Genomic DNA, 12,861 nt, shown 5'->3' on the forward strand with positions numbered 1-12,861 from the left:
CGGGCGGGGAAGTCCGGCGCGGCTGTCTGAGCCCGAAGGGCGAGTTCCGCGCCGGCCGCCTGCTGGGAGCAGCGCAGGGCAGTCATTCGCGCAGCGAATGACCGGGGCGGCCGGGTCGCCTTTCTTGCCTTCTTCTTTGGCGAAGCAAAGAAGAAGGTCGCCCGCCGGGGCGAATTCCCGGCCAACGTAACGCCACGCAACGGAACGCCCGTAAGCAAGAGCTCAAGCCTTACCTGTCGAAGCGAAAGCGCTTTCCACACTTAACGAGAACATAGCCAATGAATTCGACCCCACAAGAGAAGCCGCGCCCGCCGGGGCGAGACCTGGCCGACCGCTCGCCACACGGCGGAAAACCAAAGGTGCTGTGGCGAGCCGAGGCTGTCAGACGACGTCAAACTGAGGAAAGCAGGGTAAATGCTCTTCATCACCTGATGGGCAGCCGTGGGCTGTTCCTATCGGTTGTCGACCCGGTACATCTTGGCCGGATTCATCTTCATGCCCCAGGGCAGGCCGCTGTTCTGCCAGCCATTCACCAGCCGGAAGCCCGCCTGGGGGCCCTCCTTGATGGCCGAGCCCTGGAAGCCATTGATCACATAGCGGGCATTGGGAAAGCCATTGGCCCGGAGGAAGGCTGCACTGGGTTCACCCCGCTCGCTGCCTGAACGGCACAGGGTGATCACCTCGGCATCCATGCCCAGGCCGCGTTTCTCCAGCTCTGCCTTGATCTGCCTGGCGAAGTCCGGGTTCTGGCTCAGCTTGAAGACCCCGCGCTTGTCGTCCCAGGCGCTGCGGTCCACCATCAGGAAGGGCACATTCACATGAACCGCGTCGGTGAAACCGACAAACATGATCTCGACCGGATCGCGCACATCCACAAACAGCATCTTCTGGTCGGCCTGCTGTGTCCGCGCATAGACCTCGGCGGCCGGAATGGCAATATCGACCGCCTGGGCCGAAATGGCCAGCAGGCCCAGTGAAGCAGCAATGATCAAACGTTTCATGATGTCTCTCTCCAAGAGGTTCATTTGAGTCCGATGGCCTGCTTGAGCTGGCCGGCGTTGTGGGCGTACTCGATGGTGGCGACCTTTCCGTCGGCCAAGCGCAGGATGGTCGCCGCCCCTTTCTGACGGGGCAGGTCAGCCAGCTGTGTCGCGTCCCGCCCAAGCCCGATCGCGAAGGGCATCTCCCGCAGCGCCGGCAGCGCGAACATCCGCGTGACCAGGGCAGGCATTGCGCTGATGTCGGCGAAATAGACCGCATTGAGGGTGCCAAGCACCCCGGCTGGCTGCGCAGCCAGCACTTCGTTGATCAGGTCGTTGGCAGCCTTGTCGGCCGCGAACAGGACGATCCGCGTGTCCGCACGCGTCGATACCGTCTTGCCATGTTGATCCTCGAGGCTAAGCGGCGGGAAGGATGTTCCGGGAACCAGGGGTGCAGCACCAGCGGCCAATGGCAGTATCAGGACGACGAGCCCTGCGAGCAGGCGGGACCGTGTTGACCTCTTGAGTTGCATGCTTCTTCCTTTTTTCTCTGTTGCAGTTGAGCTTTCAGTGCCCCATGCAGATCGCCACGACGCTGCAGGAGAATTTCATGGTTGGCCGTCAGGGGATCAATGAAGGGCTTTCAGGATGGCGGCAACCAGCAGCGCCAGCAGGCAGGTCCAGCCCGAAAACAGCCATCGCCAGACGGGTTTGACGGGGATGAAGCCCACGCCGCGCACGAAGCCGACGCTCATGGCGACAAACAGGGCCAGTGCCAGTCCGTGGTCGGCCTGCGCCTTCGAGTTGGCAAACAGGAGGGGGTACAGGGTACCGGCGAGCATGATCAGCAGGGCGATCAGGAGGCTGGGCAAGTGCCCCCGGCTTGAATGCGGTTCGGCGGGGACTTCCGCTACTTCTGTGGGTTTCATGTTCAGCACGATATCTCAAATATTAGATTTTACTAATCAATGATCGTGCCAATTTTGATGCTCTGAATAATTTCCAGTAAATCAAATACCTGAGAGTCTTGGCAGACGATCCGGGGCAGCCCCTATGCCAAAGTGGCAGTGGTGTTACTGCCATTCTGGTGCCTTCTGGCAGACACTCTGGGCCCGTATAGTCTGAGCCGATCCCTAGCATCAATTGAACTAATGGGCGCTGATGTATTCTGTTTGAACGGTTGGAACGCCTGCTGTACCAAGGCGTATCGGATGGGGATCTGCGACTGGCCGGATCCCCATGGGAGGGAGCGCCGGACCCGGGCTATACCCAGGAGGTCGGACTTCAGCGGCGCAGCAGCGAACTCAAACACGCCAGAACAACAGGAGACGGAGATGAACGCAAACAACACGAAAACGGCGGGTCAATGCCCGGTGATGCACGGTGGCAATACGGCCGTTGGCAACTCGAACATGGACTGGTGGCCGAAGGCCCTGAATCTCGACATCCTTCATCAGCACGACAGCAAGACCAATCCGCTGGGGGCCGGCTTCAATTATCGTGAAGCGGTCAAGACGCTGGACGTGGATGCACTCAAGAACGACCTGCGCGCGCTGATGACCGACAGCCAGGACTGGTGGCCGGCTGACTGGGGCCACTACGGCGGCCTGATGATCCGCATGGCCTGGCACGCGGCGGGCTCCTACCGGGTGGCCGATGGCCGCGGTGGTGCCGGCACAGGTAACCAGCGCTTTGCCCCCCTCAATTCCTGGCCCGACAACGCCAACCTGGACAAGGCGCGCCGCCTGCTGTGGCCGATCAAGCGCAAGTACGGCAACAAGCTCAGCTGGGCTGACCTGATCGTGCTGGCGGGCAATGTGGCCTATGAGTCCATGGGCCTCAAGACCTTCGGCTTCGGCTTCGGTCGCGAGGACATCTGGCACCCCGAGAAGGACACCTACTGGGGTTCCGAGAAGGAATGGCTGGCGCCCAGCGACAACGCCAACAGCCGATACTCCGGCGAGCGGGACCTGGAGAACCCCCTCGCCGCCGTGATGATGGGCCTCATCTATGTGAACCCGGAAGGCGTCGACGGCAAGCCCGATCCGCTCCGGACGGCGCAGGATGTGCGCGTGACCTTTGCGCGCATGGCCATGAATGACGAGGAAACCGTCGCCCTGACCGCGGGTGGCCATACGGTCGGCAAATGTCACGGCAACGGCAGCGCCGCCAATCTCGGCCCGGCACCGGAAGCCGCGGACGTGAATGAGCAGGGCCTGGGCTGGAACAACCACACCACCCGCGGCGTCGGCCGCGATACCGTGACCAGTGGCCTCGAAGGCGCTTGGACCACTCATCCGACCCAGTGGGACAACGGCTACTTCACCCTCCTCCTCAATTACGACTGGGCGCTGACGAAGAGCCCGGCCGGCGCCTGGCAGTGGGAGCCGGTCAACATCCGAGAAGAAGACAAGCCGGTGGACGTGGAGGACCCGTCGATCCGCCACAACCCCATCATGACCGACGCCGACATGGCCATGAAGATGGACCCGGAATATCGCAAGATCTCCGAGCGCTTCCACCAGGACCCGGCCTACTTCTCGGAAGTCTTTGCCCGCGCCTGGTTCAAGCTGACCCACCGGGACATGGGCCCCAAGGCCCGCTACATCGGCCCGGAAGTGCCCCAGGAAGACCTGCTCTGGCAGGATCCAGTGCCGGCCGGCCGGACCGACTACGACGTGGCTGCGGTGAAGGCGGCCATTGCCGCCAGCGGGCTCCCGGTGAGTGACCTGGTTGCCACCGCCTGGGACAGCGCCCGCACCTTCCGCGGCTCGGACATGCGCGGCGGCGCCAACGGTGCGCGCATCCGCCTCGCTCCCCAGAAGGACTGGGAAGGCAACGAGCCGGCCCGTCTGGCCAGGGTGTTGGCAGTCCTTGAGAAGATTGCTGCCGACAGCGGCGCCAGCGTGGCGGATGTGATCGTGCTGGGTGGCAATGTGGGCGTCGAGCAGGCTGCCAAGGCTGCAGGGGCCGACATCAGCGTGCCCTTTACGCCGGGCCGGGGCGATGCCACCGATGCCATGACCGACGCAGAATCCTTCGACGTGCTGGAGCCGGTTCACGACGCCTACCGCAACTGGCTCAAGAAGGACTACAAGGTCAGTGCCGAAGAACTGATGCTCGACCGGACCCAGCTCATGGGGCTCACCGCCCACGAGATGACGGCGCTGGTGGGCGGCATGCGTGTGCTCGGCACCAACCACGGCGGCAGCCGCCACGGGGTGTTCACCGATCGGGTGGGGGCGCTGACCAATGACTTTTTCGTCAATCTCACCGACATGGCCTACACCTGGAAGCCGGCCGGCCGGAACCTTTACGAGATCGTCGAGCGCAAGACCGGCGCAGTGAAGTGGACGGCCACCCGCGTCGATCTGGTCTTCGGCTCAAACTCGGTGCTGCGTGCCTACGCCGAGGTGTATGCCCAGGATGACGGCAAGGAGAAGCTTGTCCATGACTTCGTTGCCGCCTGGACCAAGCTGATGAACGCAGACCGCTTCGACCTGGCCTGATCTCGACCGTCCGGCAACAAAGCCCCCCACCATGCTTTGCATGGCGTGGGGCTTTTTACTTGCAGTGGCCCCGGTGATCAATGCCCCTTTGCCGAGACAGCTCTGCGGCCGTCTGCATGTTCAGCCCACAGTGCATTGAGAATCGCTAGGAAGACGGCAAAGCCGATGCCCAGAACCCAGGTGAAGTACCACATGTCATTGACTCCTTGGAAAGCAGCTTAATAGGCCGAGTGGCTGTTCTCACGCACGTAGGCGGCGGTGACCTTGCCCCCCATCACCCGGTAGGCCCAGCTTGTGTAAAGGATGATGATCGGCATGAAGATCAGCGTGGCCCACAGCATGATGCTGAGGGTCAGCTGGCTGGAGACGCTGTCCCACACCGTCAGGCTGGCGCGCGGGTCGAGGGACGACGGCATGATGAAGGGGAACAGGGCTGCGCCAGCGGTACCGATGACGCCAACGATGGCCAGCGCCGAGGCCCAGAAGGCCGCCATGCTGCGGCCCGAACGCGCCAGCGCCTGGGCAGCAAACACACCCACGACGCCGAGGGCAGGCAGAAGCAGCGTTGCAGGATAGGTCCGATAGTTGGCGAACCAGGCGCCCGCCTCCCGGACCACAGTCTTGGCCAGGGGGTTGGGCAGCGCCCCGCCCTCAACGGCCGACTGGATGACATAGCCGGGAATCTCCATCCACAGCCAGACGCCGGCGGCAACAAAGCTCAGCACCATCAGCCCGCCAAAGAAGCCGGCGGCCCGCAGTGCCCGCCACTGGATCTCGCCCTGGGTACGGTGCACCAGGTAGATGGCGCCATGGAAGGTGATCATGGCCGTGGACACGACCCCGCAGAGCAGCGCAAAGGGGTTGAGCAAGGCCCAGAAACTGCCGGAGTAGGTGGACACCAGGTGGTCGTCGAAGCTGAAGGGCACACCCTGGAACAGGTTGCCGAAGGCCACACCGAAGATCAGCGGCGGCACCGCCCCACCGACGAACAGGCCCCAGTCCCAGGTCTTGCGCCAGGTGGGGTTGCTGATCTTGCTGCGGTAATCAAACCCCACCGGGCGGAAGAACAGGGCCCACAGCACGGCCAGCATGGCCCAGTAGAAACCCGAGAAGGCGGTGGCATAGACCAGCGGCCAGGCGGCAAAGATGGCGCCACCGCCGGTGATGAACCACACCTGGTTGCCGTCCCAGTGGGGACCGACGGTGTTGATGACTACCCGCCTCTCGGTGTCGTCCTTGCCGACAAAGGGCAGCAGCGTGCCAACACCCATGTCGTGGCCATCCATGATGGCGAAGCCCACCAGCAGTACGCCGACGAGCAGCCACCAGATCAGTTTGAGGGATTCATAGTCGAGCATTTTGCGTGTCCTCGGTTCAGGCGTGGGCCTCGTTGGCGTAGCGGCCGGTGCCCAGGCTGCCCGGGCCCTGCTTGGCAAACTTGATCATCAGGTACATCTCGACCACCAGCAGCACGGTGTAGAAGCCGACGAATCCGGCCAGGGAGCCGTAAAGGCTCTCCACACTGAGGGTGGAGACGGAGAGATGGGTGGGCAATACGCCGTAGATGGTCCAGGGCTGACGCCCGTACTCCGCCACGAACCAGCCGACCTCGCAGGCGATCCACGGCATGGGCAGGGAGTACAGGGCCGCGCGCAGCAACCAGGGCTTGTCGGCAAAGTCGCCCTTCACCGAATGCCACAGGGCCAGGCCGAAGAGCAGCAGCATCGCAAAGCCCAGGGCCACCATCAGGCGGAAGCTCCAGAACATCGGCGCGACGCGGGGAACGGTGTCATTCACGGCCTTCTCGATGATCTCGGGCGTGAGCTGGTCAAAGTGGCTGACGTACTTCTTCAGCAGCAGACCAAAGCCCAGGTCCGCCTTGTGCTCCTCGAATTCGCGGCGGGCGGCTTCGTCATTCTGGTCGCGGCGCAAGGCATCAAGGGCCGTCACCGCCTCGATACCGGAAACGATGCGCTCCCGGTTCTTTGCCTTGATCTCCTTGATGCCGGGAATCTGCTTGTTCAGGGAGCGGGTGCCGATGATCCCCATCACCCAGGGAATCTCGATGGCGAAGTCGTTCTTCATTTCCGCTTCGTTCGGGATGGCGATGAGGTTGAAGGGTGCGGGGGCCGGTTCGGTCTCCCACATGGCCTCCATGGCGGCCAGCTTGGTCTGCTGGGCCTCGCCCACCGTGTAGCCCGATTCGTCGCCGAGGACGATCACCGAGCACACGGACGCAAAGCCGAAGGCGGCGGCGATACCGAAGCTGCGCCTGGCAAACTCCACGTCGCGACGACGCAGCAGGTACCAGGACGAGATCGACAGCACGAACATGGCACCGGTGACATAGCCGGCCGATACCGTATGCACAAACTTGGCCTGGGCGTCCGGATTGAAGACCACGGCCCAGAAGTCGGTCATCTCCATGCGCATGGTGACGTAGCTGAACTCGGCGCCCACCGGGTTCTGCATCCAGCCATTGGCAATCAGGATCCACAGGGCCGATAGGTTGGTCCCCACCGCCATCAGCACCGTCACCAGCAGGTGTTGCCGGCGCGACAGGCGATCCCAGCCAAAAAAGAACAGGCCGATCATGGTCGATTCAAGAAAGAAGGCCATCAACCCCTCGATGGCCAGCGGTGCACCGAAGATGTCCCCCACGTAGTGGGAGTAGTAGGCCCAGTTGGTGCCGAACTGGAACTCCAGGGTGATGCCGGTGGTGACACCCAGGGCAAAATTGATGCCGAAGAGCTTGCCCCAGAAGCGGGTCATGTCCTTGTAGAGGGGCTTGCCGGTCATCACATACACCGACTCCATGATCACCAGCATCCACACCATGCCGATGGTCAGGGGAACAAACAGGAAGTGGTACAGGGCGGTGGCGGCAAACTGCAGCCGGGAGAGGTCGACCAGTTGTTCACTGACCATGGGGGGCTCCTTGGACGACGGGGTTGGGGGCGAACTGCCTGGACAGCGCTGCCGGATCGACCTGCATGCCGCTGTCGCGCACGAAGAACCACCACAGCGCAAACAGGGCAATCAGCTTGATGACAAGCACCCAGCCCAGGTGGCGTCGCAGGAGAGAGTCGGATGAGGTCACGGTTCTGGCAGTCTGATGAAATATCAGTCATTACTAATCAAGAGCCGTGCCACCCCGTCGTCTTCGGAAAATTCCTTTATTGACCAATGTCTTGATCTAAAAATGGATGGGACTTCGAGGACGCCGGTTTGACCGCCAGATACCGCCATGGCAGTATTTGGCAGCAAAACTGCCACCCCCTCCCCCATGACCAATCGGCTCCGCCCCCTGCCCGAACTGGTCTCCTTCCTGGAGACCTTGCCCGAGCCCCACATCCTGTGCGACCGCAGTTACCGCATCCTGGCGGCCAATGCCGCCTACCGGGCCAACTGCGGGCGGCCGGACGACCTGATCGGACGCAAGTGCTTCGAGGTGTCCCATCACTATCCGGTGCCCTGCGACCAGGCCGGCGAGTCCTGCCCGCTGGCCCATAGCCTGAAATCCGGCCAGCGGGAGCGGGTGGTGCATTTGCATCACACCTCGGCGGGAGAGAGTTACGAGAACATCGAGCTGTCACCGATCCGCGACAGCACCGGGGAGATCGCCTACTTCATCGAGAAGCTCGAGCCCCTGCCCGTGGCTCGGGGATTGGCCGGCGCCCAGGGATTGATCGGGCGCGCACCGACCTTCCGGGCCATGCTGGAGCTGGTGGCCCGGGTAGCCCCGTCGGAGGCCACCGTGCTGCTGCAGGGCGAATCGGGCACTGGCAAGGAGCTGGTGGCCCAGGCCATCCATGATGCCAGCCGGCGCCGGGATGGGCCTTTTGTGGCCGTGGACTGTTCGGGCCTCACCGAAACCCTGTTCGAGAGCGAGCTCTTTGGCCATGAACGGGGGGCTTTCACTGGCGCGAGTGCCCGCAAGACCGGGCTGATCGAGGCCGCCAGTGGTGGCACCTTGTTTCTCGACGAGATGGGCGACATCCCCCTGAGCATGCAGGTCAAGCTGCTGCGCCTGCTGGAAACAGGCACCTATCGACGGGTGGGCAGCACCGAGCTCATGCGCGCCGACATCCGCCTGATCTCCGCCACCCACCGCCCCCTGAAGAGCCTGGTCGAAAAAGGCCAGTTCCGCCAGGATCTGTACTACCGCATCAACACTTTCCCGATCTGCCTTCCGCCCCTGCGCCAGCGCCAGGACGACATCCCCTTGCTGGCAGGAGCCCTGCTGGAGCGCGTCGCTCCGGACCGCAAGCTGCGCATTGCCGCCGACACCCTGGCCTGCCTGCGCACCTACGCCTACCCGGGCAACATCCGGGAGCTGCGCAACATCCTGGAGCGGGCGAGCCTGCTGTGCGATGGTGACACGGTGCAAGGGCGGCATCTGCCTGCCGAGCTGCAGCATCCGCAAGATCCGTCCTCCGCCCTACCTGACGCCATGCTCACCGCCACGCCCGCCCATGGGCACTCGCCAGACCAGCCCGAACCCGACGATGCCGATCTGGCCGCGGCACTGCGCAGCCACCGGGGCTCGCGCAAGGCCCTCGCGGCCAAGCTGGGCCTCAGTGAGCGGACCTTGTACCGCCGGCTGAAGAACCTGTGATGGGCAGCACCCCGCCCCGGCGCATCGCCGCTGCATGCCGGAGAGCCGCGCGTCTTTCGATGGTGTCGGCGCTGGTCGCCGTCACCCTCGGGTCATCCACCGACGCGACCGCGGCCGACCGCTGTGACCAGCTGCCCAGCCCCTCGGTAATCCTGAAACGCCACGAAGAACCTGTCACCCTGGATACCCGCAGCAGCTATCGCACCCTCACCCTGATCGGCCCGCGCAACCTGCCGGCGGGCAAGCAGGTTCTGGGGCTCACCCGCGGCACCGCCACCGTGCGCTTCGAGTCCCGCATCACGGCCTACACCGACCCCGGCGGGCGCTGGGAATGCGCCAGCCCCCAACTCACCGTGACCTACGGTTTCAGCCCCATGACGGTTTACGTGGCCAGGGAATTCCCACCGGGCAGCTGTGCCTACAAGGAGATCCACGAGCATGAGCTCCGCCACGTTCGCGCCTACCAGGCGCATCTGCTGCGGATTGAACAGGAGCTTGCCGACACCCTGAAGCGTCGCTTCGTCACCGACGGCCCCTGGCGCGGCCCCGTCGGACAGGCCCGTGCACGCCTCCAGCAGGAACTGGAGGAACGCTGGGCGCCCTATATCCGGCGGGAGATGAACAAGGTGGACGCCGCCCAGGCGCTCATCGACACCCCCGAGGAATACGCGCGGGTGGCCCAGAGTTGCGGCGGCGAGGTGAAGCGCCTGACCCGGTGATCGCCACGCCCCGGGGTGATCAGTGCCGCACCGGCCAGTACCAGCTCGGTACGCCCTTGCGGCCACCGCCGACACCCTGCCGGTAACGGCTGCGCAGGTGGCCGTCCACCACCGAGATCCACGGTGCCAGGTGCATGTCGGCCAGCTCCAGATCGACAAACAGCTCGGGCAGGCGGTAAGCAAACCAGCGATAGGCGGCCAGCAGCCGGACGGTGGTTTCGGCCTCTTCCAGGGAGGCCCGCCGTGGCGAGTCGGGCAGGAAATCCAGCCGGATGGACTTGCCCTGATTGGCGGCATAGGCCCAGCCCCGCCACACCCCGTCGATGGTCTCGTTCTGGGCGGCCATGGGCGCCATGGAAAAGACATGCTTGAGGTGCAGTGACAGCTTCTTCATCCGGTCCAGCTGCCCTGCCCGGGCGAGCTGCTCTTCCGGAACATGGGGCCGGAAGAAGCCATCGCCGCAATCGGCATGGAGCTGGAACAGGGACAACAGGGCCTCAAGGCGGGTGTCGCCGGACATGTCGGCCAGTTGCTCCAGGTAGGCGCTGCCCGGCGTGATCTGGAAACCCATGGTTTCCAGCGGAGGCTGCGGGGCCTTCATCAGGGAAGTCACCACCTTGTGCTCGGCGGGGGTCAGCCCGGCCACCAGGCCCTCCTCCTCCTGGTGCCCGAAGCGCCCGGCCCGGCCACCGATCTGCTGCAGCAATGACGGCGACAGGGTGTCGCGGGTGGTGCCGTCGTACTTCTGCACTGCGGTGAACACGACCCGCTGGATGGGGAGATTCAGGCCCATGCCGATGGCATCGGTGGCCACGAGAATGTCGGCATCGCCTCCGGCGAAGCGGTGCGCCTCGCGCTCACGCACCTCCGGCGACAGGGCACCGTAGATACAAGCCACGGATTTGCCCAGGGCCAGCAGGTCGTCGCGCAGATTGAGGGCGTCGCGCCGGGAAAACACGATGAAGGCATCCCCCGGCCGGGCCCGGCGCAGGGCTCCCGCTGCTTCATTAGCCAGGGGCTGACCGACGGACAGCGGGTGCTTGCGCGCCTTGCGCCGGATCTCCAGGGGCAGGCCCAGGCGTGCGGCCAGGGCGACGATGGCGGGCTCGGCCGACAGGGCACCGACCAGCCACACCTCGCTGGCGTTGGCGCCAACGACGGCCTGGGTCCATGCCCAGCCCCGGTCCGGGTCGCTGAGCATCTGGATTTCGTCGATGACCGCCACATCGATCTCGGTGCCGGGGTCGAGCATCTCGATGGTGGACGCAGTCACCCGGCTGCCTTCGACAATGCGACGCTCCTCGCCGGTGATCAGGGAGGCGCTGACGCCGAACTCTTCGTTGAGGCGGGTGAAGGCCTCCAGGGCCAGCAGGCGCAGCGGCCCCAGGTACACGCCGGACGACGCCGTGACCAGGCGCTCAAAGGCATCGTGGGTCTTGCCCGAGTTGGTGGGCCCGAGCACCGCGATCAGCTTGCGGGCCCGGCGGCGGGCCGGGAAGGTGTCGGGGTAGTCGGAGAGCTTGAGGGAACGACCGATCTGTTCGGCCAGATCCCGCTGACGCTGCCTGGCGCGCAGATCATTGACGGATTGGGCCAGCCCCTTTCCGACGCTGCCCAGATCCAGATCGCCGCAGGACCAGAACTCCCGGAGCTTGCGCAGGTTGGGCTCCAGCCCCTCGGCCCTGCAGGCCTCCAGGTAGGCCGTGATCTCGATGATTGCCGACTCCAGCGCCTGCTCCAGCCGGGCGCCCTGCTCCTGCAGCATGCGCTGCTCGAGGGCATCGCGAACCTCGCCGGTCCGGCGCCGCCAGTGGGCCTCCTGCCCCAGGCACGAATCCGCGATGTAACCAAAGATCCGGAACTCGTCACCAAGAATGGCGACACGCCGACCGGCAGCCAGCCACACCCGGTTGCCACTGATGGTCCGGGCGAAGCGCAGGGCCTGCCGGGATGAGCTTTGTTGATCGTTCATGAGAATCCTGTGTGGAGACAGTCCGCTCGCTGCCTATGCGAATGAGCCGGCAACGAGGACGCCGCCGACCGATTATCGACGACTGGGGGATTTCTGATCCAGAAAAGCAAAAAGCCCTGATTGCTCAGGGCTTTTTGCTTGAAACAGTTTCTTGGCGGAGAGTGAGGGATTCGAACCCTCGATGCAAGTTTTAGCTCGCATGCTCCCTTAGCAGGGGAGTGCCTTCGACCTCTCGGCCAACTCTCCTCCGCAAGAGCTGCGCATTATAGGCAATGCGCAGGTGCTCGTCAAATCAAGCTGCAGCTTGATCCAGACCGAAGGCGCGGTGCAGCACGCGGACGGCCAGTTCCAGGTATTTCTCGTCGATGGCGACGGAAATCTTGATCTCGGAAGTGGAGATCATCTGGATGTTGATACCTTCTTCGGCCAGGGTGCGGAACATGCGGGAGGCGACGCCCGGGTGGGAGCGCATGCCGACGCCGACGATGGAGACCTTGGCCATGGTGCGATCACCGTGGATCTGGCGGGCGCCGATGTGGGTCTGCACGCCTTCGAGGATCTTCATCGCCTTGTCGTAGTCAGGGCGATTCACCGTGAAGGAGAAATCGGTGGTGCCATCGTGGCCGACGTTCTGGATGATCATGTCCACGTCCACATTGGCGTCCGCCACGGGGCCGAGGATCTGGTAGGCGATGCCCGGCTTGTCGGGGACGCCCAGCACGGTGATCTTGGCTTCGTCACGGTTGAAGGCAATGCCGGAGATGATCGGCTGTTCCATGTTCTTGTCTTCCTCTACGGTAATCAGGGTGCCCTCACCTTCCTCCTGGAAGCTGGAGAGAACACGAAGCTTCACTTTGTACTTGCCGGCGAACTCCACCGAGCGGATCTGCAACACCTTGGAGCCGAGGCTGGCCATTTCCAGCATCTCTTCAAAGGTGATGGTGTCCAGCTTGCGGGCTTCCGGAACAACGCGGGGGTCGGTGGTGTACACACCATCCACGTCGGTGTAGATCTGGCACTCGTCGGCCTTGATGGCCGCCGCCAGGGCAACGCCCGTGGTGTC

Annotated in this window: 12 protein-coding genes and 1 tRNA gene; 3 read left to right on the forward strand and 10 right to left on the reverse strand. The window is 64.1% G+C overall.

Features of this window, described 5'->3' with window-relative positions:
• Nucleotides 1-452 precede the first annotated feature (452 nt).
• The 3 genes from ACIQ09_RS19315 to ACIQ09_RS19325 all read right to left on the reverse strand — a co-directional run bounded on the left by ACIQ09_RS19315 (nucleotide 453) and on the right by ACIQ09_RS19325 (nucleotide 1,852).
• Nucleotides 453-1,001 carry a rhodanese-like domain-containing protein gene (locus tag ACIQ09_RS19315; protein WP_398313581.1) on the reverse strand — a complete coding sequence of 183 codons (549 nt, stop codon included), beginning with the start codon at nucleotides 999-1,001 and terminating at the stop codon, nucleotides 453-455.
• A 20-nt stretch (nucleotides 1,002-1,021) separates the two neighbouring features.
• Nucleotides 1,022-1,513: a hypothetical protein gene (locus ACIQ09_RS19320; RefSeq protein ID WP_398313583.1), complete on the reverse strand. Its 492-nt coding sequence runs from the start codon at nucleotides 1,511-1,513 to the stop codon at nucleotides 1,022-1,024.
• 96 nt (nucleotides 1,514-1,609) lie between these two features.
• The gene (locus tag ACIQ09_RS19325) at nucleotides 1,610-1,852 is read right to left on the reverse strand and encodes a cyd operon YbgE family protein (protein WP_398313585.1); all 243 of its coding nucleotides are present in this window, start codon (nucleotides 1,850-1,852) and stop codon (nucleotides 1,610-1,612) included.
• A 462-nt stretch (nucleotides 1,853-2,314) separates the two neighbouring features.
• Between ACIQ09_RS19325 and katG the strand changes: the two genes are divergently transcribed.
• Entirely contained in the window at nucleotides 2,315-4,489 is a 2,175-nt protein-coding gene (gene katG / locus ACIQ09_RS19330) for a catalase/peroxidase HPI (RefSeq protein ID WP_398313587.1), read from the forward strand.
• Between the two features lie 77 nt (nucleotides 4,490-4,566).
• Here katG and cydX read toward each other — a convergent pair whose 3' ends face one another.
• The 4 genes from cydX to cydP are packed head-to-tail and all read right to left on the reverse strand — an operon-like array spanning nucleotide 4,567 to nucleotide 7,589.
• The gene (cydX, locus tag ACIQ09_RS19335; RefSeq protein ID WP_398313589.1) at nucleotides 4,567-4,683 is read right to left on the reverse strand and encodes a cytochrome bd-I oxidase subunit CydX; all 117 of its coding nucleotides are present in this window, start codon (nucleotides 4,681-4,683) and stop codon (nucleotides 4,567-4,569) included.
• 24 nt (nucleotides 4,684-4,707) lie between these two features.
• On the reverse strand, nucleotides 4,708-5,847 hold the full coding sequence (cydB, locus tag ACIQ09_RS19340) for a cytochrome d ubiquinol oxidase subunit II (protein ID WP_398313591.1): 1,140 nt from the start codon (nucleotides 5,845-5,847) through the stop codon (nucleotides 4,708-4,710).
• A gap of 16 nt (nucleotides 5,848-5,863) precedes the next feature.
• Nucleotides 5,864-7,417: a cytochrome ubiquinol oxidase subunit I gene (locus ACIQ09_RS19345; protein WP_398313593.1), complete on the reverse strand. Its 1,554-nt coding sequence runs from the start codon at nucleotides 7,415-7,417 to the stop codon at nucleotides 5,864-5,866.
• Nucleotides 7,407-7,589 (reverse strand): cytochrome oxidase putative small subunit CydP, encoded by a 183-nt coding sequence (gene cydP, locus ACIQ09_RS19350; protein WP_398313595.1) that lies wholly within the window; start codon nucleotides 7,587-7,589, stop codon nucleotides 7,407-7,409. The genes ACIQ09_RS19345 and cydP overlap by 11 nt, the downstream gene beginning before the upstream one ends.
• Nucleotides 7,590-7,775: 186 nt before the next feature.
• Between cydP and ACIQ09_RS19355 the strand changes: the two genes are divergently transcribed.
• Complete coding sequence (locus tag ACIQ09_RS19355; protein WP_398313597.1) at nucleotides 7,776-9,107, forward strand: sigma-54 interaction domain-containing protein; 1,332 nt, start codon at nucleotides 7,776-7,778, stop codon at nucleotides 9,105-9,107.
• Nucleotides 9,107-9,826, forward strand: a complete 720-nt coding sequence (locus tag ACIQ09_RS19360) for a hypothetical protein (protein WP_398313599.1) — start codon at nucleotides 9,107-9,109, stop codon at nucleotides 9,824-9,826. The genes ACIQ09_RS19355 and ACIQ09_RS19360 overlap by 1 nt, the downstream gene beginning before the upstream one ends.
• A 19-nt stretch (nucleotides 9,827-9,845) precedes the next feature.
• On the opposite strand, the gene ACIQ09_RS19365 is transcribed toward ACIQ09_RS19360, so the two are convergent.
• The 3 genes from ACIQ09_RS19365 to ACIQ09_RS19375 all read right to left on the reverse strand — a co-directional run.
• Complete coding sequence (locus ACIQ09_RS19365; protein WP_398313601.1) at nucleotides 9,846-11,798, reverse strand: helicase-related protein; 1,953 nt, start codon at nucleotides 11,796-11,798, stop codon at nucleotides 9,846-9,848.
• A 152-nt stretch (nucleotides 11,799-11,950) separates the two neighbouring features.
• A tRNA-Ser gene (locus tag ACIQ09_RS19370) sits at nucleotides 11,951-12,044 on the reverse strand.
• 46 nt (nucleotides 12,045-12,090) lie between these two features.
• A partial coding sequence (locus ACIQ09_RS19375; RefSeq protein WP_398313603.1) for an aspartate kinase occupies nucleotides 12,091-12,861 on the reverse strand: 771 nt, incomplete at its 5' end.

This window comes from Zoogloea sp. (assembly GCF_044344315.1).
Taxonomy (GTDB): Bacteria; Pseudomonadota; Gammaproteobacteria; order Burkholderiales; family Rhodocyclaceae; genus Zoogloea.